Origin of the sequence: Terrisphaera buseokensis (genome assembly GCF_047521145.2) — a bacterium.
Lineage (GTDB): Bacteria > Verrucomicrobiota > Verrucomicrobiia > Opitutales > Opitutaceae > ER46.
On sequence record NZ_CM134186.1, the window covers coordinates 3284471 to 3307879 of the forward strand.

A 23409-nucleotide genomic window follows, 5' to 3' on the forward strand; every position below is an offset into this window, starting at 1 on the left:
GGGCTCTCAACCCTCAACCCTAAACTCTCAACTCTCAGGTCACCGCTTCTTCCCTTTTTTCGCTGCCGGCGCGGTGGCAGCGTCGGCGTCACGGCCGCTGCCGGGAGCGCGCGTGACCGTGACGGTTTTGCGGCTCCAGAATTCGTCGGCGCGCGCCGGATCGTAGGCGGGATTCTGCTGCGGCAGCTGCGCCTGCACGTCCTTGCGCCACGCCTTGAGTGCCGCGTGCATCGCCTGCGTGCGTTCCGGGAAGCGCGCGGCGAGATTGGTGCCTTCGCCGAGATCGTCGCTCAGGCGGTAGAGTTCCAGCGCGCCGTCCTCGAAGAACTCCAGCAGCTTCCAGTCGCCTTGGCGCATCGCTCCCGCCGGCGTGCTGTGATGATAATGGGGCAGGTGCCAGAACAGCGACTCGCGCGCGAGCGTCGCAGCCGGCTGGCGTAGCACGGGCAGCAGGCTGACGCCGTCGAGCACCTGGCCGGAGGGCGGCGCGGCCTGCGCGAGCTCGAGAAACGTGGGATAGAAATCCACCGTGGCGCCGAGGGCCGCGGTGGTGGCGCCGGCCACGGCGACGCCGGGCCAGCGCACGATGCACGGCACGCGGATACCGCCCTCGTAGAGCGTGCCCTTTTCGGAGCGCAGCGGGGCGTTTGAGGTGGTGATGGTGCCGCCCTGTTCGCGGTGGAGTCCGCCGTTGTCGGATACGAACACGATCATCGTGTTCGCACCGAGCCCGAGACGATCGACCGTGGCCGCGATCGTGCCGACGCTTTCGTCCAGTTCATCGAGCAGTCCGGCGTACTCGGGTCGGCTCGGGTAGTTCGGCATCGGCGTCTTCGCCTGATATTTTTTCAAACGCTCCGGCGTGGTCGAAAGCGGGATGTGGACGGCAAAATGCGAGACCTGCAGCAGGAACGGCCGATCCTTGTTGGCGATGATGAACTCCACCGCCTTCGCCGTGAGAAATTCCGCGGTGCGACGCGGCGGGGTGGAGGCGTCGACGCGTGGCGGCACCACGTTGCCCTGGGTTTCCAGCGCGGTCTGCCAGCCTTGCTGCGCCGGACCGAACCCGCTCTCGCCGAGGTGCCACTTGCCGAAATAGCCGGTCTGGTAGCCGGCCGCGGCCAGGCGTTCCGCAAACGTCTCGATCGCGAGCGGCAGCTGCAAGGCGACGGGCGGTTCGACCATCTTGGCGAAGGGCCGCCAGTGGCCGGGAATGTGCACCGTGATGCCGAGCCGCGCCTGGTTTTGTCCCGACTGAATGCTGGCGCGCGTCGGCGAGCAAACCGGGCCGGCGTAGAATTGCGTGAAGCGCACGCCCTGTTGCGCGAGTCGATCGATGGCGGGCGTTTCATTGAACGTGTTGCCGTAGCAGCCGAGATCGGCCCAGCCGAGATCGTCGGCGAGAATCAAAATCAGATTGGGGCGGCCCGCCGCGGCGCGCGCGGGCGTGGCGACGCTCCACGTGATGAGGACAAGAAGGAGCCAAGGGAATGATTTCATGGGGTGGGACCGCTCGCGGCGGCCAAGGCTGTGACGAATCAGACTGGAAAGCGCGATGCCGGCGTAAGAATTTCACGCAATCCGTGGTTGCGCTGCACGCCGATTCTTACGTCCCATCTGGGCCCGCCGTGTTTACCCCGTGCCCTCTTTGTCCCGCAAGCTGACTCACTCCCTGCTGCGCCGCCTGCGATTGGCTGTGATTGCGCTGGCGTCGGTGGTCGCCGGCCCGCTGATCGCCGCGGCCGATCGGCCCAATGTCGTGCTCATCGTGGCCGACGATCTCGGCTACGGCGAACTCGGCTGCTACGGCGGGCGCGATGTGCCCACGCCGCACCTGGATGCGATCGCGCGGCAGGGCGTGCGGTTTACCAACGGCTATGTGACAGCCCCGTTCTGCGCCGCTTCACGCGCGGCGCTGCTCACCGGGCGGTACCAGACGCGATTCGGTTTTGAGAACAATCCCATCGGCGCGGCCAACGTCGATCCGGCCGTCGGGCTGCCGTTGGGCGAGCGCACGCTGGCGAACGTCCTGCGCGACTCCGGTTACGCGACCGGCCTGATCGGGAAGTGGCATCTGGGCGGTCACGCGCGCTTTCATCCGCAGCGCCGCGGATTCGACACGTTCTTCGGCTTCCTGCACGAGGGCCACTCGTATGTGCCGCCACCGTGGGACGGACACGTCACGTGGTTGCGCCGGCGCACTCTGCCCGACGGCGGCAAGGGCCGCTGGACCTCGCCGGACGGACGCGTGATCTGGAGCACGCATCTCGCGAACTTCGAGCCGGACTACAACGCCGACAACCCGTTGCTCCGCGACAGCCAGCCAGTCGATGAACGGGCGAATCTGACCGACGCCCTCACGCGCGAAGCGGAGGCCTTCATCGGCCGGCACGCGTCCCAGCCTTTCTTCCTCTATCTGTCCTACAACGCGGTGCACAGCCCGATGCAGGGCGCGGATGCGTACCTGAAACGTTTTGCGCACATTCCCGACCTCCAGCGGCGCATCTTTGCCGCCATGTTGGCGCAACTCGACGACGGCGTCGGTCGCGTGGTCGCGCGCTTGCGGGCCGCTGGTCTCGAGGAGAAAACGCTGATCGTGTTTCTCAGCGACAACGGCGGACCGACGCGCGAACTCACGTCGAGCAACCGGCCGTTGCGCGGCGAGAAGGGTCAGCTCCTCGAAGGCGGCATCCGCGTGCCGATGATGATGCAGTGGAAATCCCGGCTGCCGGCCGGCGTCGAGGAGCGGCGCCTGGTGAGTGCGCTCGACCTCTTTCCCACGGCCGTGGTCGCCGCCGGCGGCACACCCGCGGCGAATCTCGACGGCGTGGATTTGCTGCCGTATCTGCGCGGGCAGGACACCAGTACGATTCACGCGCAGCATTACTGGCGCGTGGGCGCGCAGGGGGCGTTGCGGGCCGGCGACTGGAAGATTCACCGCGGGCGCGGCGACCAATCGTGGCAGCTGTTCAACCTCGCCCGCGATGTCGCCGAGGAAAAGGATCTCAGCGCCGCCGAGCCGTCAAAACGCGACGAACTTGTCGCTGCCTGGCAGGCCATCGACAAGAGTATGATTGCGCCGCTCTGGAATCCGGGCGGCGGCCGCGGACCGTGACTTTACTCCGACGCTCACTTCTTATTTTAATCTGAACCTCTATCCCATGCTCCCCACCAACCGACGCTTCGCGCGCCTGCTGTCCTGCTTGATCCTATCCTTTGTCGCGGCGGGCTTCGCGCCGGCCGCCGAGACCGGCGCGCCTGCGACGCCCGACACCAAGCGCGGCAAGGCGCAGAAAGCGAAGGCCGGCGCCGCCGAAGCACCCGCGCCGGCGCGCCAGACCGCCGTGGGTCCGGTCGTTGGCGAGAACAAGGCGACGCCGGTCAGCCGCTTGAAAGTGCCGGATGGCTTCAAGGTTGAACTGATCTACTCGGTGCCCGGCGCCACGCAGGGTTCGTGGGTCAATCTGTGCACGGATCCCAAGGGTCGGATTTACGCCAGCGATCAGTATGGCGGTCTCTATCGTTTCACGCCGCCGGCGCCGGGCCAGACGTTGAACGAATCCGCGGTGGAAAAAGTCCCCGCCGAGATTCGGGCCGTCAATGGCATGCTCTGGGCCTTCGGTGCGCTGTATGTCGGCGTAAACGACTACGAAGCCAAGATTCCGTCGGGCCTCTACCGCATCTCCGACAGCGATGGCGACGACAAGCTCGACAAGGTCGAACTGCTCCGCGCCATCACCGCGCGTGGTGACCACGGCGTCCACGCGGTGCTGCTCACCCCGGACGGCAAGGGCCTGTATTTGGTGTGTGGTAACGGCGCCAAGCTCACCGAGATCGCGCCGTCGTCGCCGGTGGCACAGCTCTGGGGAGACGATCACCTGCTGCCGCGCATGCCGGATGGCCGCGGCTTCATGCGCGAGGTGCTCGCTCCCGGCGGCGCGATCTATCGCGTCACACCCGATGGCAAGACGTTCGAGGCCGTCGCGACGGGCTTTCGCAACATCTACGACGCCGCACTCAATCGCGACGGCGAGCTGTTCACCTACGACGCCGACATGGAGTATGACTTCAACACGTCATGGTACCGTCCCACGCGCATCAACCACGTCGTGAGCGGCGCGGACTACGGCTGGCGCAACGGCGCGGGCAAGTACCCGGTGTTCTATGCGGACAACCTGCCGCCCGTGATCGACATCGGGCCGGGCTCGCCCACGGGCATGACGTTTGGCTACGGCGCGAAATTCCCCGCGCGCTATCAGAAGGCGCTTTTCGTCCTCGACTGGAGCTGGGGCAAGCTGCACGCAATTCACCTCGAGCCCAACGGCGCAACCTACAAGGCCGTGCGCGAGGAGTTCATCTCCGGCGCGCCGTTGCCGCTCACCGATGCGATCATCCATCCGAACGACGGCGCCATGTACTTCGCCATCGGCGGCCGGCGCGTGCAGTCGGGTCTGTATCGTGTCACCTATGTCGGCACCGATTCCACCGTCGCGGTCGAAACGAAGGGCGCGCCGAGCGCGTTGCGTTCGCTGCGCCATGAGTTGGAAGCCTGGCACGGCAAACGCGACCCTCGCGCGGTCGATGCCGTCTGGCCCCATCTCGCCCATGCCGATCGTTTCATCCGCTGGGCGGCCCGCACGGCGCTGGAGCATCAGCCGTTCGCGACCTGGTCCGATCGCGCGCTGGCTGAACGCGACCCGTCCCTGCGCGTCGAGGCGCTGCTCGCGCTCGCTCGTGCCGCAGGCGTTTGTCCTTCGCACCGCGCCACGCCGAACGCACCGGTCGACACCGCGCTGGGTCGCAAGATCGTGCTGGCCCTGGCCGACACCGACTGGGCGCCGCTCGACGCCGAGCGCCAGCTTGCGCTCGTGCGCACGCTTGAGATCGCGTTGCATCGTTTCGGCCCCTTCGACGCCGCGGTGAATGCGAAGCTGGTGGCGAAACTGGATCCGCTGTTTCCCGCCAAGACCCGCGAATTGAACTGGCTGCTGTGCGAGACGCTCGTGTTCCTGCAATCGCCAACGGTGGCGGCCAAGGGCATCGCGTTGATCGCCGCAGCCCCCACGCAGGAGGAGCAGATCGAATACGCCCGCTCGCTCCGCAAGCTGGAGAAGGGCTGGACGAACGCCACCCGCACCGCGTACCTCGAATGGTTCCTCAAGGCGGCGAATTACCGCGGCGGCTCGAGTTTCTCCAAATTCATCGAGTTCATCCGCACCGACGCCGTCGCCACGTTCACGCCCGCGGAGCGCACGGCGCTGGCCGCGATGCTCGACAAGAAACCCAAGGCGATGAGCGTGATCGAGAATCTCAGCTACGTCTTTGCCGGCCGGCCGTTCAACGACTGGAAGCTCGATGAACTCGGGGCCGCGGCGGAGAACGGCATGAAGGGCCGCAATTTCGAAACCGGCCGCAAGATGTTCGGCGCCGCCGCGTGCTTTGCCTGCCATCGCTTCGGCAATGAGGGCGGCATGACCGGTCCGGATCTCACCTCGGCGGGCGGACGCTATTCACCGCGCGACTTCCTCGATCAGGTGCTCAACCCGAGCAAGGAAATCAATGAGCAGTTCGTTCCGTCGGTTCTCACCAAGAACAACGGCGAAACCGTCACAGGCGCGGTGGTGAATCTCAACGGTGACTTTGTCACCATCAACGAGGACCCAAGCAACCCGGACCAGCGCGTGCAGGTCGATCGCAAGGAGGTGAAGAGCATCGAACCGTCCAAGGTTTCGAGCATGCCCCCGATGCTGCTCGCGCGGCTCACGCAGGACGAGATCCTCGATCTCGCGGCGTATGTGTTGTCCGGCGGAAATCCGCAGGACGCGCGCTTCCGCAAGTAAGCCGCGAAAAAATCATCGCCCGGCGACGTCTCCTTCGTACCGTCACGCGACTCATCCATGACCACCCTCGATCGCATCACCGCTGCCGCGCGGGCCGGCCACCTGTTGCCGGCCACCGTGGAAAACATCGCTGCATTCCTGGCTGTTTCGCTGCCGGAGTGGGCGAGCCAGAGCATTGACGAACTCGTGGCGAAGTCCGCGTGGGGCGAATTGAACGATCGGTTTTATCGGTTCCTCGAGTTCGGCACCGGCGGCATGCGCGGTCGCACGATTGGCGTCGTGCCGACCGCGGCGGAGACAGGCCGGCTTGACGAACGCGGCTCGCCGGAGCACGCCGCGATGGGGAGCAACGTGTTGAACGATTTCACGCTGATTCGCGCCGTGGTCGGCCTGTATCGTTACACGGCTAAGTACCTCGCCCAGAAACCCGACCCTTCCAAGCCGCGCCTCGTGATCGCGTACGACGTCCGGCATTTCTCGCGTCACTTCTCTGATCTCGCCGCGTCGACCTGGACGCAGCTCGGTGGGGAAGCGTACATCTTCGACGGCCCGCGGCCGACGCCGCAGCTGAGTTTTGCAGTGCGCTCCCTGCGCGCCCACGCCGGCGTCGTGATCACCGCCAGCCACAATCCACCCCACGACAACGGCTTCAAGGCGTACTTCGAGGACGGCGCCCAGGTGGTGCCGCCGCACGACAAGGGCATCGTCACCGAGGTCAACGCCGTGCCGCTGTCGGCGCTCGGCCGGTTCCTGACGCCCAATCTCGCCGGCGTGAAGACGCTCGGCGCCGCTGAAGACGCGGCTTACCGGGCGGTCGCGGCCAAGGCCGTGCTGGATCCCGCCGTGTTCAAGCAGACCAAGCTCAAGGTGGTGTTCACGAACATCCACGCGACCGGTGCGATCCACTCGGTGCCGCTGCTGGAACAGGCGGGGTGCGACGTGCACACCGTCCCCGAGCAGCTCGCGTTCGACGCGCGCTTCCCGACGGTGAAGTCGCCGAATCCGGAGAACGCCGAGGCGCTCGCCCGCGCCGTCGCGCTGGCGGACAAGCTGGGCGCCGACGTTGTGCTGGCCACCGATCCCGATGCCGATCGCATGGGCTGCGCGGTGCGGAACCGCGCCGGCAAACTCGAGTTGCTCACGGGCAATCAGATCGGGTCGCTGCTCGCGGAGTATCGCATTTCAAAATACAAGGAGCTGGGCTGGATTCCGCGCGAGGGCTCGTCCCGCGCCGCCATCATCAAGACCTTCGTTACGACGCAGCTCCAGGACGCGATCGGCCGCGGTCACGGCGTCAAGGTGATCAATACGCTCACCGGCTTCAAATGGATCGCGGCGAAGATGGGCGGCTACGAGGCGGCATTGCGCCGCGCGATGGGTCCCGCCTTCGACTACGACGCGACGCCCTTCGCGGAACGCGCGCGGCTGCTGCAGCTGCACAGCACCTTCTACGTGTTCGGCACCGAGGAGAGTTACGGCTATCTGCCCAACGACTACCTGCGCGACAAGGACGGCAACTCCGCCTGCCTCATGTTCGCCGAGCTCTGTGCGTGGGTGAAGGGACGCGGCCTGACCGTCCCCGAATATCTCGACGAAATTTATCTGCGCTACGGCTTCTACCTCGAGGGTGTGATCAACATCTACTACGAGGGCGCGAGCGGGAATGCGAAGATCAAGCGCATCCTCGAAACCTACCGGGCGAATCCGCCGAAGGCGTTTGGTGATGTAGCCGTGGCGAAGTTCCAGGACTTCGGCCGCGAGAAGGTGGTCGATGCCGACGGTGAGACGATTCCGTCGCAGGATCTTTATCTCGTGACGCTGGCCAACGGTTACTCGTTCGCCGCGCGTGGCAGCGGCACCGAACCGAAGATGAAGTTCTACCTCTTCGCCAACGAGAAGGTCGCCAACGCCGCCGAGCTGCCTGCGGTGAAGGCGCGCGTGAAGGCGACGCTTGAAGCCTTGAACCGATTGATCGAGGCGGACGCGAAAGCCCGTGCTGAAGGCTGAGTCCAGCCGGTGGAGCCGGGAGCGCAGGCGTCCTGCCTGCTCTCTCCGCTCCGTGATTGCATCCGTTGGCATAAGGGCTGCGGCTGCCTGTCTGGCGGTCGTTCTCATTGTGAGCGAAGTGCGCGGCGCGGAGGTCGCCGGGCGTGATCGCGGCGTTTCAGTAGAAGCGTTCACACTGTTTTCCGCTGCTGAAAAAGAGCGCGTCATCGTCGTGCCGGCCGCTGCGATCCCGGAGGAGCGGCGCGCGGCGGAGCTGATTCAGGCGACGCTGGCCAAGGCCGCGGATCGTCCCATCGCGCAGTTTCCCATCCAGACCGAGCGCGCGGACGGACCGCGCAGCGCGGTGTTTGTCGGCGCGACGCTTCGCAGCGGCACATTCCTGATCGAGGCCCCGGCACGCGCGCCCTTCGATACCGCTGTCGGATCGCGGGTGCGGGCCGGAGCCGTGGAGGTGAAGAGTGAGCGGCGCGAGTCCATCGAGCTGGCGGCGAGCTGGTGGCTCGAGCGCGCGTCGGGCGCGCATTGGTTCATGCCCGGCCCGCTCGGCGAGCATGTGCCGGTCCGCGCTGAACTCATCCTGCCGGCGGGCGAGGCGATCGCGCGCCCCGGCTTCATCTCGCGCGATCTCAGTCTCGGTCCCGAGGAAGGCCGCGACTGGGCGATTCGCAACCGCCTCGAATCGCGTTTCGAGATCGGGCACAACCTCGTGACGATTTTCCGGCCGGAAGATTTTCAGCGCCGTCCCGAGATGGCGCCGATGCGATCGGGCCAGCGCTTTCTGCCCGACGCCGGCGATCAGAATTGGCAACCTGACTTCCGCGCTGTCGCGACGATCGAGCACGCGGCGGCAACGGCGATCCGGGCGTTCAACGTGAATCCGCAGCGAGGGTCGTTTTCGCTCAGCATCAACGACTCGATTCGGTACGACGACTCCGCCGGCACCCTCGCGGCGGTCGCGCCCCGCGGCTATTTCCGCCAGCGGCCGGACTACTCGGATCTGGTGTTCGGCTTCGCCAATGCCGTCGCCGCGCGCGTGGCCGAGCGTCATCCCGATCGCTGGCTGCCCGCCTTCGCCTATTATTGGTGTGAGAATGTTCCGACGTTTCCCGTGGCGCGCCGGATTGTGCCGTTCCTCACGGCGGACCGCAGCCAGTGGATGCACCCGGAATTCGCCGCGGAGGATCGCGCCCTGATTGAGCGCTGGTGCAAATCCGGCGCGGAGGTGGTCGGCGTGTACGATTATTTCTACGGCGCGCCGTTCCTGATTCCGCGACCGACGCTCTACGCCGTGACGGAGACACTGCCGTTTCACCATCGTGCGGGCGTCCGGGCGTTTTTCGCCGAGACCGTGCCCAACTGGGCGCTCGACGGACCCAAGCCCTGGCTCGCTGCGCAACTGCTCTGGGCGCCCGAGCGCAGCCCCTCCGAGTTGCTGGCGATTTATTATCGTGAGTTCTGGGCCGAGGCGGCCGGCCCCATGGAACGTTTCTTTGCGCTCTGCGATCAGACGTGGCGGGAACAACCCGGGCCCGCGCGGTGGCTGCGTTATTTTCGCGACGATGATCAGTCGACGATTTATCCGGCGGCCCGCCAGGTGGAACTCAGGACGCTGCTCGATCAGGCGGCGCGGCTGGCACGCAGTCAGATGGTGCGCGCGCGCGTCGCATTTGCGTCGGCGGGATTTTCCGTGAGCGAGCAATTCTGGGCCTTCAGCGCCGCACGCGATCGCCTGAACCGGATGATCACTGCGGGTGTGAGTCCCGGCGAGCTGCTGGCCGCGTGGCGGCAGTATCGCGATGGACGCGCACGGTTCGAGGAGCGTTACCGCGACGTGCTACGCGAACAGCCGTTCGCAGTCGCGACACAGGACCTCGCGATCTACTTCCGTCACCATCCGGACAGCCGCGCAGCGCGGGAGTTGGTGCGCACGCCGGCAGGTCGGACGCTGCTGGAGGGCGCGGGTGATCTGACGCGGCAGCATCTCGGCGCCACGCCGGGTGAAGTGGAGCGGGTGCTGACGCGGGGCGTCGAAACGTTGCAGGATCGCGACTGGAAGTCGGTGACGATTCGCCCGGTCGTCGGTCCGGCGGTGTTTGATTGGACGGAAGCGGACAATGCGTGGCAGGGGAGTGGCGAGCCTTGGGAGAGTCGACGCGTTGCGCTTGGTGCTGAACGCGACGGTCGTCGCACCCTTCGTTTCGCCGGTTCTCGCACGGAAGGCATCGGGCAATGGCTGCCCGTAACCGCGGGAACGCTCTGTCTCGCGCAGGTCGACGTCCGGGCCAAATCGAGTCCCGGCACCGCGACGTTTCTGATCATGAATTTTCTTGATGATAAGCACCGGCATCTTGGCCTCGGTCGCATTGATCGGCTGTCGCCGGAGGCCGCGGTGCAAACGCGCACGCTGGTTGTCGTGGAGCGGGCCCCGCCGCAGGCGCGTTATGTCGGCATCGGGTTGCGCGTATTGAATCAGCTGGACGACGACTTCGCGGAATTTTCCGCCGCGTCGTTGCGTCAGCTGCAGCCGTAGCGCGATCGCCCGGCTGCGGCGGATTGGAGTCGGGCGAATGGCGTGATCATCGCAGCGTGCGCGTGCGCGGCCGCATCATGCACGAATGAATCGGGGATTCCCCCAGAATAATTTCGAAATGAATCCGCCGGGAAACATTTCGGTGACGCGGGAACAACTCGGGCCGTTCCCGTTCCACGAAGCCGCACGACCGCGTCGCGGCCGGATGCAACCATATCAACCTGAACACTGCTGAGAACCCATGCTGCGCCGGAACGTGAGTGAAGTAATTTCATGGAAGGGCCGCGCCTCGATGGGAAAGTTGTGATTACGGATATATATGGAGACTGTCTATAGTGTGGCATGTGATTTGCAGGACACCAAAGCCTCTATAGAGAGAACAGTTCAACGCCATCCCATGCCACGTTCAGCAAAGTTGCCCTCGTCCGCCAGCAGCGAGGTTTTCCACCCCCCGGAAACGCCCGACCGGTTACAGCGGGTTTCACAGGTTGAAAACTATGAGCGCAACACTCGCCACTGCCGAACGGCAGGAATTCTTTCCGGTTCGTGACGTCCTGCCCTTCGAGAAGCCGCCGGAGCCACCGCCGGCTGACGCCCGCGGTGTAGGCGCACCCGCCGCGGCACCGTTCGCGCCTTCCTCGCCCCGCGAGGCGGCGTATCGGATCTGCGCCGTCCTGTTGATGGGAGACTTCCTCGCCGCGTGTCTGGCCATTTTTGTCGGACTGGAACTGCGCGAATGGCAACGACTCGGCTCGTTGTTCACGGCGGAGAACCGCGCTCTCGTGGTTTCCCAAATCCCGTTCTGGTCCGTCGGCGGCGGTGCGGTGTTCGTCTGGCTGATGATCACCGGCAAGACGTACGAAGTGGCCACGATTTACCGCATGCAGCGGTTGTTCAAGAACCTGATCCGTTCGACGATCCTCTGGTCCGTGGTCGTGTGGGCGTGCATCGGATTGTTCCAGATCGCACACTTCACGCCCCGGCTGGGCGTGGTCTATTGTGCGGTTGCGCTGGTGCTGACGCTCACGCTGTGGCGCCTCATTGCCTTTGTCTTTCTGATGCAGCCGCGGCTGCGTGAGGCCGCGAGCTCACGCGTCATCATGGTGGGTTGGAACGCCAAGGCCGCGCATCTGCGCCTGTCGATGCGCCGGGATCTCGCGCAGTTGAGCGAGATCATCGGCTGCGTGCCGCTGCCCGGCGGACGCTTTGCCAGCAAGCCGCCGCCCGAACTCGCCGTGCTGGGCGACTACTCAAGTTTGCCCGAGCTGGTTGCGAGCTGCGGTGCGAACTCCATCATTCTTTCCGAAGTGTCGTGTCCCGCGCGGGAGATTCAGAATCTGATCACGTTCTGCCAACGCGAGATGATCGGATTCCAGATGGTGCCGGAATACTTTCCCGCGCTGAACTCCGGCTTGCAGATTCAGGCGCTCAGTGGTGTGCCGCTGCTCAGCGTGAGCCAGCTGCCGCTCGATCGCACCTTGAACCGCGTGTTGAAGCGCGTGGTCGACATCGTCGGCGGCCTCGTGGGCGTGGGCCTGAGCGCGCCGATCATCGGTTTCTTTGGTGCGCTCGTTTACTTCGAAAGCCCCGGCCCGATCATCTTCCGGCAGCGTCGCACGAGCCGCAGCGGACAGGTGTTTCAAATCTACAAGATCCGCAGCATGCGCATGAACGCGGAAGCGCAGTCGGGCGCGGTCTGGTGCAAGCGCGAGGACCCGCGACGGCTCCGCATCGGCACGTTCATGCGGAAATACAATATCGATGAACTGCCTCAGTTCTGGAACGTGCTCAAGGGCGACATGAGCCTCGTGGGGCCGCGTCCGGAAAGGCCCGAGCTGATCGAAAAATTCAAGGACGAGATTCCGAACTACAACGCGCGGCACGAGGTGCGCACCGGTCTCACGGGCTGGGCTCAGATCCACGGCCTCCGCGGTGACACCGACCTCGGGAAGCGGGTCGAGGCCGACCTCTACTACATGGAGAACTGGAGCCTGTTTCTGGATCTCTACTGCCTGTTTGCGACCATCTTTAACAACAAGAATGCACACTGAACCGAAAACGGGTCGGAGGTCGCGGCGCGCGGGTGTCTATCTGCTCGCGATGGGGGCACTGGTTCCGGTTGCCTGGGGCGCGATCTGGCAGTCGCAGGACTGGGCCCTCACAGGCAAGCTCTCGGGCGCCACGGGCTACGACTCCAACCTCACGCTGGCGCGTGACGGTCCGGGCGACATGTTCGTGCAGGCGCGGCCGGAATTGTCGTTCCTTCGTCGCAACTCGGGCACGGAATTCCACGTGGACACGGCGATCACGGCGTCGGAGTTCATCAACGGGCGGCAGCCCGGGCAGACGGATCTCCTGTTCTCCGCCACGTACGGGTACCCGTTCGCGCCCGATGTGTTCCCGCTCTACAGGTCGATCGTTGCGTGGCAGCGGACCTCTGAGCCGGATCAATATCTCGGTCAACGCGTGCAGCACGACCGGGCATCAATCACGGGTGAAGGTTTTGTTTCGCTGAGTGGTAAGCTCGGGCTCCGCGGCGATGTCGACGCCTACGTCGACGAATACGAGGAGCGCACCCTCAACAGCAACAGCCGCTGGCGGGCGTTTGCCGGTCTCGCGTACGAGAAGCGTCCTGGTCTGCAAACATCGGTCAACCTTGGCTTCGCCCGGGGCCGATCCCGGCCGAACGGGCGCGAATTGGGGGCGGCACCTGTACGCAGCAATGAATTCTATTTTACGGGTAAGTTTCGCGGAGAAATCACGCCGAAGATCACGGGCAACGCCTATGCAGGAGTTGGCCATGTGCGTTATAAAGGTGGATATACGAATCGCTACACCCTGCCGGTGGCCGGCGCCGATCTGACCTGGAGCGTCAACCCGCGGCGCACCGTCGTCCTCGCTGCCTACAGCGGCGCTGATTACGCTCCGGACGGACAGGCGGTGGATACCGGCCGGGCTTTCCTCTCGTTGACCAACGTGATCGTCGGCAGCTGGCAATACACGCTGCGCGGCGGTCCGACGCGCACGGTGTTCCGGCGCGAGGTGAAACAGAGCACCGATTACTCGTGGGAGGGCGGCACTGAGTTTGCCTACGCACCGTCGAACCGGTTTCGCGTCGGTCTGGGCCTGATGGCCGGAACGCACGACTCCGACGTACGCGAGCGGCAGTACAATCGCTACGTGTTCACGCTCGATAGCTCCTATCGTTTCTAACCACCATGAAGTCCGCCTCTTTACTTCCTTTTCTCCGCCCGAGCAGCCTGCGTCTGATTGCGTTGCTCGCCGTCAGCACCGGTTCCCTGCTCACGCCGGGCCCTGCGTTGCGCGCCGCGGAGTTGCGGTCGGAGGCGACGGTCGGGGATTACCGGATCGCGCCGCGCGATCAGCTCCAGTTCCAGGTCTTTGACGAGGAGGCCTCGCTGCTCGTGCAGCGTGTGTCATCGGCCGGTGAAATTTCGGTGCCGCTGCTGGGCGCGGTCAAGGTCGCCGGACTCACGTTGCGCGAAAGCGAATCGCTGATGGAGAAGCGATATCGCGAGGGCGGGTTTTATCTCAAACCCCAGGTGATCCTATCGTTTCAGGCGTACGCGCCGCGCAGCATCTCGGTGCTGGGCCAGGTCAACAATCCAAACCAGATCGATTTCGCGGTGGAGCGGGGGACGATCGGAATCGTCACCGCCATCACGCGGGCTGGCGGCTTCACGCGCGTGGCACGGACCGATGCCGTGCGCGTCATGCGGACGGTCGATGGCAGGGAAACCTCCTTCACGATCAACGTGGCGTCGTATCTCGACGACAAGACCAAGGACCAGGAATTCCGGCTCCTGCCCGATGACATCGTGTTCGTCCCGGAGCGCGTATTCTAAGCCATGCCTATTTCGATGGATTCAAACACTACACTCTCGCCGCAACGCAACGGGAACCACGGCCCGGCGCTCGCGGCCACCGGCGCAGCCTTCGCCAACCGTCCGCCGGCGCGCGACGACTTTTCCTTCAAGGACCTTCTCGATCTCCTCGGACGCGGGCTGCTCATCATCCGCTCCAAGTGGTACTGGGGATTTATCGGCGCCCTGCTGCTCGGTGGCGCCGCGGGCTACGTGCTCTTCAAACGTCCGGTGGAGTTCACCGCGCAGACCGCAATGCTCGCGCAAAGCACGCTCGACAAGGTCATCGGTACGCGCGCCGACGCCGGCGGCGATCAGGCGCGGGAAAACAGTCTGCGCAATCATCTCTCGATGATGACGAGCCGAAAGTTCCGGTCGCGTCTGCTCCAGGCGTTTGACGCGGGACAGAAGCAGCAGATTGCTGCGCCCTACCTGAAGCCGGGCGAGCAGGCGGATGACGACTTCTTCCAGACGTTCTTCGAGCGCAAGATCTCGATCGAGCGCGAGCGCGGACGCGAGTACTACACCATCGGTGTCACTCACCTGGTGCCCGCCACGGCCATCATGGTCGCTGATCGCATCGCCAACGAATACCTCTCGTACGTGCAATTGGAGTTCAAGGAGGCCAATCTGCAGGGGTTCGAAATTCTCGAGAAACAGGCAGAGGTAATTCGCAACGACATCGCCCGAGTTGAGTCTGCCCGGCTGGATTTCCGGAAGAAGAACGGCATCATTTCGCGCAGCGACAACCAGGGCATCCTCGCGGAACGCCTGAAGCGGCTGGATGTGAGTCTGACGGAGACCCGGATCAAACGGGTGAATCTGGAAACGATTTTCCGCCAGGCCTCCATTGATCGCGGCAAGTCCGAGTATCCGTGGGACAACGCCTTCCTGGCCGGCTTCGCCAACAACGAGAACCTCCGGCAGGAACTGGATCGCCAGTTTGCGCAGCGCTCGATGCTGGCCAGCCGCTACGGTCCCAATCATCCGAAGCTCCGGGATGTGGATTCCCAGATCAAGGGCATCCAGGCCGCGATTCAGCGCAACTTCGATGTCGCCGTGCAGGACCTGGCGGCGCAGCTCGCCGTGGTGGTGCGCACGGAGGAACTGGTGAAGAAGGAATTCGACGCCGCCTTCGAGAGTTCGATCGAAATCGAGAAGCTTGCGAGCAACTACGAAATCCTCAGCGCGGGCGTGGACTCGAAAAAAATCACGCTCAACGAACTCGAACGGAAGATCGGCGAGGCCTCGATCTCCTCGAAGCTTCCTGCGGATTTCATGCAGATCGTCGATCCCGCGTACCTCGTAAAACCCCGCGTGCCCAAGCGCGTAATGTATGCTGGTTTTGTGGCCTGCCTGGCGCTCGCGGCCTTCATCATCACTCCGCTGGTGGCCAGCACCCTCGACGAACGGGTGTCCGCCACCTCGGATCTCGAGCAGGTCCTCGGCCTTTCCATGTTCGGTGCGATTCCCACGCTGAAAATGCGGAAGGAAGATCGCGCTCACGTGGTGCGGGACAGCGTCGACGTCGTCACGGCGGAGTCCTTCGTCGCGATCGCCGGCCATCTCGAGATCAATGCCTCGCAACGTTACCCGAAGGTGATCCTCGTGACGTCGACGCTGCCCGGCGAGGGCAAGTCGCTCATCGCCTCCAATCTGGCCAGCACGTATCAACGCCTCGCGAAGCGGACCGTGTTGCTCGATCTCGATCTGCGCCGGCCCGCGCAGCACGCGCTTCACGGCGTGTCGCTGGAGGGTGGTGTCCTTACGTGGGGCCGCAGCGGTTTCCCGCTCGACGGGCTTCTGGCTGAGGGTTCGGTGCTCCACCTGCGCAAGCTGCCCGATGGCACCGACCTCATCACGGCCGGTGGTTCGGAGGCGCAGCCGGGCCACCTGATCGTGGCCAGATCCATGGAGATGCTGATCGAGCAGTTGAAGGCGCGCTACGATGTTGTAGTCGTGGATACGCCGCCCGCCGGCGTCTTCCAGGACGCCCTCGTTCTGGCGCGCTATGCCACGGACGCGCTCATGGTTGCGCGCAGCGGCGTCGCACCGGTGGTGCAGGTGCGGAAGGTCATTGAGGACTTCAGTCGCGCCCGCCAGTCGTTCCGCGGGCTCGTGCTCAACGGCTTCTCACCGCGCAATGCCAACAAGAAACTGGCGTATGCCTACCACGCCGCGTCCAAGGGATACACCTACGGCGAAAAACCCAAGAAGCGCGGGTCAGGGCCGGGTGGCGGCGGGCTTCCGCCCACGGCGTCGCCGGTGCGCTCCTGAACCCCGGGTGCGAACACGCCGCGTCGATTCGATGCCCTCGTCAACGCCGCGCCGTGCGCAACGCAACCAAACCGCGGTGTTCCTCCCGCTGGCTCCCACTCGCAACGCGGGCCCGGGGCCGGACGGGAGTCACGCCGTCCAGTAATTTTTCCGCAGCGATCAACGACCTCTTTCAACCATGCCAAAGCGCGCACTCATCACCGGAATCACCGGCCAGGACGGATCCTATCTCGCCGAGCTCCTGCTTGCGAAGGGCTACGAGGTTCACGGCGTCATCCGCCGTTCCTCGACGTTCAACACGAGCCGGATCGATCATCTCTACAGCGACCCGCATCTGAACGGCGTGAGGCTCTTCCTGCACTACGGCGACCTCGCCGACTCGGTGCAGATGGTGAAGTTGCTGTACCAGCTGCAGCCGGATGAGGTGTACAACCTCGGCGCGCAATCCCACGTGCGGGTGTCGTTCGACATTCCCGAATACACCGGTGACGTCGACGGCGTCGGGGCCGTGAGAATTCTCGAGGCGATTCGCGAGGCCGGTTTGGTGAAGAAAGTGCGGTACTACCAGGCCTCGTCCTCGGAGATGTTCGGCAAGGTGCAGCAGGTCCCGCAGACCGAGACCACGCCGTTCTGGCCGCGCTCGCCCTACGGCTGCGCGAAGATGTACGCATACTGGCTGACGGTGAACTATCGGGAAGGGTACGCGCTGCATGCGTCCAACGGCATTCTCTTCAATCACGAGAGTCCGCGGCGCGGAGAAACGTTCGTCACCCGCAAGATCACGCGGGCCGCGACCCGGATCAAGATGGGCCTGCAGGACTCGCTGTTCCTCGGCAACCTCGATGCGCAACGCGACTGGGGCTACGCGAAGGAGTACGTCGAGATGATGTGGCTGATGCTCCAGCAGGATGCACCGGACGACTATGTTGTGGCGACGAACGAGACCCACAGTGTGCGGGAGTTCTGTCAGGAGGCGTTCGCCTGCGTCGGTCTCGATTGGGAACGCCACGTCAAGTACGACGCCCGGTACGAGCGACCCTCAGAGGTGGACTTGCTGATCGGCAACCCGGCCAAGGCGCAGCGGCAGCTGGGCTGGGAGCCAAAGGTGCGGTTCAAGGAACTGGTGAAGATCATGGTCGAACACGACCTCGAGTTGGCTCGTCACGAGTTGCAGGTGTCGCGGCTGCGGCCCGCCGCCTGACGTCTGGACCACGCCGCGCTGAACCCGCACCCAGATGCCTGATACGGCTGAAACGCTTTCGGGAACGATCAAGCCGGCATGGAGCGGGCGTGCGCTTCGCTGGTGGGCCGCGCTGCGGAATCCATCGGCCACGGACCGCGGCGCGCAACGCTGGCGGCGCATCTTCGTTTCAGCCGGCGGTTCGATCTGCTCGCGGGTCGTGGCCATGGGGTGCACGTTGCTGACCATTCCGATTGCACTGAGCTACTTGGGCGCCGAGCGGTACGGCGTGTGGATGACGCTGACCAGCGCGGTCGGCATGCTGTCGTTTTTCGATTTCGGCATTGGCATCGGACTGCAGAACCGCGTCGCCGCCATGATGGGCCGCGGGCAGCTCGATCAATCCGCGGCCTGTCTGCGCTCCGCGTTGGTGGCATTGCTGGGGATTTCTCTGGTGTTGTTCGGTCTGCTGGCGCTCGCGATCGTTCAGACCGGCTGGGCGGCAACGGTGTTCAGCGGCGCGGGCTTCAGCGCGGTGGATCTGAAGGGCGTGCTCCTGATCATCGCCGGCGCCTTCGTGCTTGGTTTGCCGCTGGGCTTGTTCTCCCGCATGGCGTTTGGTGTTCAGCAGGGCTGGATTGCCGGCGTGGCGACCTCGTCGGGAAGCGCCTTCACGTTGATCGCCGTAGTCGCGGCTGCGCGGTTCGCCATCGACTTCAACACCTTTGTCGCCCTCACGGTTATTCCTCCGATTGCCGCGCAAGGGGTCGGCTTTTTTCTCCTCACGCGGCGAATTCCCGGCCTGTCGTTGGTTGGGCCGGTGGACCTGCGCGACGGTGTGCGCACCCTGCGCGAGGGATCGAAGTACGTTTTGCCGCAGATTGCGGCGGCCGTGCTCGCGCAAAGTCCGCTGGTGCTGCTCGGCACCTTGTCGTCACCGGTGCACGCCGCGATCTACAGTGTGCTGTCGCGCCTCAGCCTGCCGTTTCAGCAACTGCAGCAGATGTTTCTCGATCAAGTGTGGCCTGCGATCACCGAGGCGTTGCATGGCGGGGACACGGACTGGCTGCGGCGCACGCTCCGCCGGCTGTTGCGCTCCAACCTCGCGTTTGGCGCCATCGCCTTCGTCGCCGTGGTGGTGGCGGTGCGGATTTTCTACCCACTCCTGACGCGCTCCGCCGACCTCGCACCGTCGCTGCTGGTGGTGCTGCTTTTTGCCAGCCATGTCGCGCTCATCTGCGTGGTGCAGGGACTGGCCTACATCGCCAACGGCCTCGCGCGCCTGCGCCTGCAAACGCTGTTCGCGGTGATCTGCGTGATCTCGGTGTTCACCGTCCTGCCGTTTGCCACCAGCCGCTACGGCCTCGAGGGACTGATCGGAGCGCTACTGGTGCTGAACGGCTTCGTCGCCATCCCGCTGCTCTACGCCGAATACGCGCTCTATCTGCGCCGGGGTGCGAGTGACGTGTTGCGAGCCTCCCACTCCTCATGATGTCGCGCCTTGCCTTTCTCCTCTTCCGTCGACGCGCGCTGGCGCGGCAGGGCGTGCGCGTGCAGCGATCGGCTTACTGTGACCGCGAATCGGTGTTTGAAGGCAGGAACGCGCTGGCCGGCGGGGTCCGTGTCATTCGCTCCCAGGTGGGCCTTGGCACCTATCTCGCCGAGCGTGCGTTTCTCTCGGATACGCGCATCGGGCGGTTCTCGAGTGTCGGTCCGCAGGTGGTCACGGTCATCGGCACGCATCCGACCACAGGTTTCGTCTCCACCCATCCGGCTTTCTTTTCCACGCGGCAGCAGGCCGGTTTCAGTTTCGTCGAGCGCGACCGGTTCGAGGAGTTCGGAGTGCGCCGGTTCGCCGGCTACCGGCTGGTTGAGATCGGATCGGATGTCTGGCTCGGGCAGGGCGCGCTGATTCTGCAGGGCGTAAAGGTCGGGCACGGTGCCGTCGTGGCGGCGGGCAGCGTGGTCACGAAGGACGTCCCGCCCTATGCGATCGTCGGCGGCGTGCCGGCGCGCGTGCTGCGATATCGCTTCGACGAGGACACGGTGGCCCGGCTGCTGGCGACGGCCTGGTGGCAGCGGGACTTTGCCGAGATCGCCCGGCTCGCGCCGCATTTCAACGACGCGGAGAATCTTCTGCGGCTGCTTGAGCCGGCTCGAACCGAAAACACGCCGCTGCCTGTGACGTCGAACGCATGAGCAAGCCGCTGTTCAGCATCGTGACGATCGCCTTCAACGCCGCCGACGCCTTGCGCCGGACGCTGGAGTCGGTCAACGCCCAGACGTTTGCCGGCGTGGAGCAGATCGTGGTGGACGGCGGTTCAACCGACGGTTCGGTCGAGGTCATTGCGCGTTGCGGGCGGCGGGTCACGTGGTGGGTCAGCGAACCGGACGCCGGGATTGCCGACGCCTTCAACAAGGCAACGCGACAGGCGAGCGGCGACTTCATCTGCTACCTGAACGCCGGCGATGTGTTTGCCGCGGACGACGTGCTCGAACGGGTCGCCGCGCACATCGCCCAACAGGCGTTGACGGAGCCGACGATCTACTTCGGCGATTTCATTTCCAGCCACGAGGGCGTGCAGCGACTGCACCGCGCCTCGGCCGCGCTCGAGGATTTCGCGTGGGACAACCCGATCAATCATCAGTCGGCCTTCGTGCCGCGCGGCCTCGCGCAGGCGCAACCGTACGACGCGAGACTCACCCTGGGCATGGACTACGACTTCTGGCTTCGCGCGATGAAAACCGCGCGCTTCGACCAAGTGCCCGGCCCCATCGCCGTCTTCGAACTGGGCGGCCGCAGCAGCGCATCGGCGTGGGTGGTGCACAGCCTCATCATTCATCGCACGCTGTGGCACGTGAATCGGGGTTCGCGACTGGGGGCGGGTGACTGGGTGGGCATTGCGACCCGCGCCTTGCGCCTGAAATTCAAACTCGGCCTGCGGCGCCTGCTGGGCCGTCGGCTCGCCGGAGCCATTCGTGCGGCCAAGAGCCGCCGGCTGACGCGGCTGCAGCCGGCGGCGCCGAAGCCGGCATGATTCCGTCACCGCCATGAACCGCTTCGCCATCACCGCCACTTCGGACAATCTCGCGGAGGAGATCCGTCCGGCCGACAACGTCACGGCGCTCTCCGGCTTTCTCACCCAATGGATCGTCGCGTTGGTCGTGGGCTTTCTCGCCATCAGCACGTTTGAGGGCGCGCTGCGCTTTTACGCCGCGCAGGCCGGCTGGCCGTGGATCGTTTACGTGAAGGACGTGCTGCTCATCGGTGCTCTGCTGCTGGGCGCGCTCAACGCCGGCCTGACCAATCTGCGCAACGGGCCGTTTCTGCTCGTGCTGGCGTTTCTGGCGGCGGGAACGGCGGTCGGCGTGGTGATTCTCGCGGACATTCGTCAGCCGTTGTTCGCGGCGAAGACGTGGCTGCCGCTGCTGTGCGGCACCGTGGTGGGCGCGGCGGCGGACGTGAACTCGAAGTTTCTGCGCCGCGCGTGCGGCGTGCTGTGGTTGGCTGCGGTGGCCGGCATCGGCCTGACTTCGGTGTGGAACGCGCCGTGGGTGGGACATATTTACGATGTCGGTGGCGTCGCGCTGGAAAGCTCGCGCGAATGGACCATCGGCGAAACCAACCGGGTGCCTGGTTTCAGCCGGGCGTCGTTTGATGCCGCGCTGCAATGCCTTTTCTTCGGCACGATCGTCGTGACGATGACGCGACGGTATGCCGTGGCGCTGCTCATCTGGCTGATCACGGCGGCCGCGATTTATCTCACCCTATCGCGCAGCGCGCTGCTGGCACTGGGAGTGGTCGTGGGGCTGCACGCGCTCGTGATCTCGCTCAAGGCCACGCAGCGACTCTCGAAACTGGCGATCTTGGTGTTGGCAACTGCCGTCGTGAGCGTGCCGTTCGCCGCTGGCTACTACTTCAAGAACAAGGCGGGACTGGCCGATTCCTCGAGTGTCACATCGGTCTCGTCGTTTGAGGAGCGCGCCACCAAGACGTGGCCCGACGGCCTTGCGCTGCCCGAGCGGGACTCGAGCTGGGTGATGGGCCGCGGGCTCGGCGGCATCGGCGTCGGCCAGCAGTTCTTCGAGCCCGACATCTTTAATCCCGGTGACAACTTCTTCGTCTACCTGTGGGGCGCGTTCGGTGTCGTCGGCGGCGTATTCGTCGCTTTCATACCGTTCCAGGCCTGGCGGGCGCAGATCCCCTTCAGCGCCAAGCGGCGCGCGGCGATCATGATCGTCGGCGCATTTCTCGCGGTCGGACTGACACTCAACGGTATCGAGGCGGCGATCGCTTCGCTGTTTCTCGGCATGGGGCTCGTGTGGCTCACCGATCAACGCCTGCCGGAATGATCTCGCCGTCCGCCATCGCCTATCAATCCCGACCCGAAGCCACGGTGGATTCCGCCGCGCGGGCCAGTCAACCCCGGCACCTGGCGTTTGTCTCGACATTCTACTATCCGCGGATGCGGGGCGGGGCGGAGCATTCACTGCAGCATCACGCTGAGTCACTCGTGCAGCGGGGCATCCGCGTCTCGGTGATTTCGTTGCACGACGGAAAGAAGCCCGAGCGGCAGGTTCATCGCGGCGTCGAATGTCACGCCCTGCCTGCGCCGCACTTCGCCTCTTGCCTGAGCCAGGAGCACCGGGCACCCGCAGTGACGCGGGCGCTCTGGCACGTCGTGGATGTTTATAACGCCGCCGCGGGTTCGCTGCTGGAGTCCGAATTACGGCAGATTGGCCCCGACCTCGTGCAGACGGAAAATCTGCCCGGATGGTCGTGTGCCGCGTGGGATGCGATTCGGCGCCTCGGCTTGCCGCACGTGCAGATGCTGCATGACTTCCAACTGACCTGTCCCGCCGCGACGCGGTTCAAGGATGGCTGCAATTGTGAGAGCACCTGTTTCAGCTGCGCACCATTCACGGCCATTCCGCGGCAGCGGAGTCAGCGCGTGGAGCATGTCGTGGCGAACAGTCGCTACACGAGGGACCTTTATCGCCGTCTCGGGTATTTTGGCGGCGCCCGGACGTTTGACGTGATTTATGGGGCAGTTCCGCCGGTGGAGCAGACAACGCCGATTGCCAGTGAACCCGGCCGGCTCCGCATCGGCTATTTGGGTCGGTTGCATCCCACCAAGGGCGTGCGCCAACTGATCGAAGCCTTTGCCCAGGTGGGCCGGCCCGACGCCGTACTTCGTATTGCCGGTCGCGGCACGGATGAATTCGAAGCGGAACTGCGTGCGGCTGCCGGCGGCCACGCCGTGGAGTTTCTCGGGCACACGCCGGCGAATGCGTTCTTGGACGCGATTGACGTGCTCGTCGTGCCTTCGCTCTGGCACGAGCCGATGGGTCGCGTCGTGATCGAAGCGGCTACGCATGGCGTGCCCGTGATTGTCGCCACGCGTGGCGGCCTGACCGAACTGTTCGTCGAGGGGAAAACCGGCTGGGCGTTCGAGCCCACGGCGCCGGTCGAGCTCGTGGATCGCCTGCGTCAGGTTGATCTCGCCACCTTGCACGCAATGCGGAGCGATTGCCGGCAATTCGCGGCGGATTTCGCTCCGGACCCCATTGCCGACCGCTGGATTGCGTTGTACTCGCGGCTGATCGCGCCGCGCACCGCAATGGGAACGGGCCGTCCGGTGGGCGATTCCGCAAGCAGGGAAGGCGTGTTTCAGCGAACGCTTTGAACGC

Annotated in this window: 15 protein-coding genes; 14 read left to right on the forward strand and 1 reads right to left on the reverse strand. The window is 64.9% G+C overall.

The window, feature by feature from the left end; translation table 11 throughout:
* Nucleotides 1-39 precede the first annotated feature (39 nt).
* Nucleotides 40-1500, reverse strand: coding sequence for a sulfatase (locus tag ACLJEU_RS12260; protein ID WP_414663028.1), 1461 nt, complete (start codon nt 1498-1500; stop codon nt 40-42).
* A gap of 139 nt (nt 1501-1639) precedes the next feature.
* Between ACLJEU_RS12260 and ACLJEU_RS12265 the strand changes: the two genes are divergently transcribed.
* The 14 genes from ACLJEU_RS12265 to ACLJEU_RS12330 all read left to right on the forward strand — a co-directional run bounded on the left by ACLJEU_RS12265 (nt 1640) and on the right by ACLJEU_RS12330 (nt 23405).
* Nucleotides 1640-3115 (forward strand): sulfatase-like hydrolase/transferase, encoded by a 1476-nt coding sequence (locus tag ACLJEU_RS12265; protein WP_414663029.1) that lies wholly within the window; start codon nt 1640-1642, stop codon nt 3113-3115.
* A 46-nt stretch (nt 3116-3161) separates the two neighbouring features.
* Nucleotides 3162-5840 carry a heme-binding protein gene (locus tag ACLJEU_RS12270; protein WP_414663030.1) on the forward strand — a complete coding sequence of 893 codons (2679 nt, stop codon included), beginning with the start codon at nt 3162-3164 and terminating at the stop codon, nt 5838-5840.
* Between the two features lie 57 nt (nt 5841-5897).
* Complete coding sequence (locus ACLJEU_RS12275) at nt 5898-7847, forward strand: phospho-sugar mutase (protein WP_414663031.1); 1950 nt, start codon at nt 5898-5900, stop codon at nt 7845-7847.
* A 52-nt stretch (nt 7848-7899) separates the two neighbouring features.
* Nucleotides 7900-10377 (forward strand): DUF4838 domain-containing protein, encoded by a 2478-nt coding sequence (locus ACLJEU_RS12280; RefSeq protein ID WP_414663032.1) that lies wholly within the window; start codon nt 7900-7902, stop codon nt 10375-10377.
* A 497-nt stretch (nt 10378-10874) separates the two neighbouring features.
* Nucleotides 10875-12428 carry a sugar transferase gene (locus ACLJEU_RS12285; protein WP_414663033.1) on the forward strand — a complete coding sequence of 518 codons (1554 nt, stop codon included), beginning with the start codon at nt 10875-10877 and terminating at the stop codon, nt 12426-12428.
* Between the two features lie 49 nt (nt 12429-12477).
* Nucleotides 12478-13590 carry a hypothetical protein gene (locus ACLJEU_RS12290; protein ID WP_414663034.1) on the forward strand — a complete coding sequence of 371 codons (1113 nt, stop codon included), beginning with the start codon at nt 12478-12480 and terminating at the stop codon, nt 13588-13590.
* Between the two features lie 5 nt (nt 13591-13595).
* A complete protein-coding gene (locus ACLJEU_RS12295) occupies nt 13596-14243 on the forward strand; it encodes a polysaccharide biosynthesis/export family protein (protein ID WP_414663035.1) in 648 nt (215 codons plus the stop codon).
* A 15-nt stretch (nt 14244-14258) separates the two neighbouring features.
* Entirely contained in the window at nt 14259-16538 is a 2280-nt protein-coding gene (locus tag ACLJEU_RS12300; RefSeq protein WP_414663036.1) for a GumC family protein, read from the forward strand.
* A 178-nt stretch (nt 16539-16716) separates the two neighbouring features.
* A complete protein-coding gene (gene gmd / locus ACLJEU_RS12305; RefSeq protein WP_414663037.1) occupies nt 16717-17739 on the forward strand; it encodes a GDP-mannose 4,6-dehydratase in 1023 nt (340 codons plus the stop codon).
* A 34-nt stretch (nt 17740-17773) separates the two neighbouring features.
* The gene (locus tag ACLJEU_RS12310) at nt 17774-19210 is read left to right on the forward strand and encodes a lipopolysaccharide biosynthesis protein (RefSeq protein WP_414663038.1); all 1437 of its coding nucleotides are present in this window, start codon (nt 17774-17776) and stop codon (nt 19208-19210) included.
* Nucleotides 19207-19917 carry a CatB-related O-acetyltransferase gene (locus ACLJEU_RS12315; protein ID WP_414663039.1) on the forward strand — a complete coding sequence of 237 codons (711 nt, stop codon included), beginning with the start codon at nt 19207-19209 and terminating at the stop codon, nt 19915-19917. The genes ACLJEU_RS12310 and ACLJEU_RS12315 overlap by 4 nt, the downstream gene beginning before the upstream one ends.
* Nucleotides 19914-20756, forward strand: coding sequence for a glycosyltransferase family 2 protein (locus tag ACLJEU_RS12320; RefSeq protein WP_414663040.1), 843 nt, complete (start codon nt 19914-19916; stop codon nt 20754-20756). The genes ACLJEU_RS12315 and ACLJEU_RS12320 overlap by 4 nt, the downstream gene beginning before the upstream one ends.
* A 13-nt stretch (nt 20757-20769) precedes the next feature.
* Nucleotides 20770-22071 (forward strand): O-antigen ligase family protein, encoded by a 1302-nt coding sequence (locus ACLJEU_RS12325; protein ID WP_414663041.1) that lies wholly within the window; start codon nt 20770-20772, stop codon nt 22069-22071.
* Nucleotides 22068-23405, forward strand: a complete 1338-nt coding sequence (locus ACLJEU_RS12330; protein WP_414663042.1) for a glycosyltransferase family 4 protein — start codon at nt 22068-22070, stop codon at nt 23403-23405. The genes ACLJEU_RS12325 and ACLJEU_RS12330 overlap by 4 nt, the downstream gene beginning before the upstream one ends.
* Nucleotides 23406-23409 lie beyond the last annotated feature (4 nt).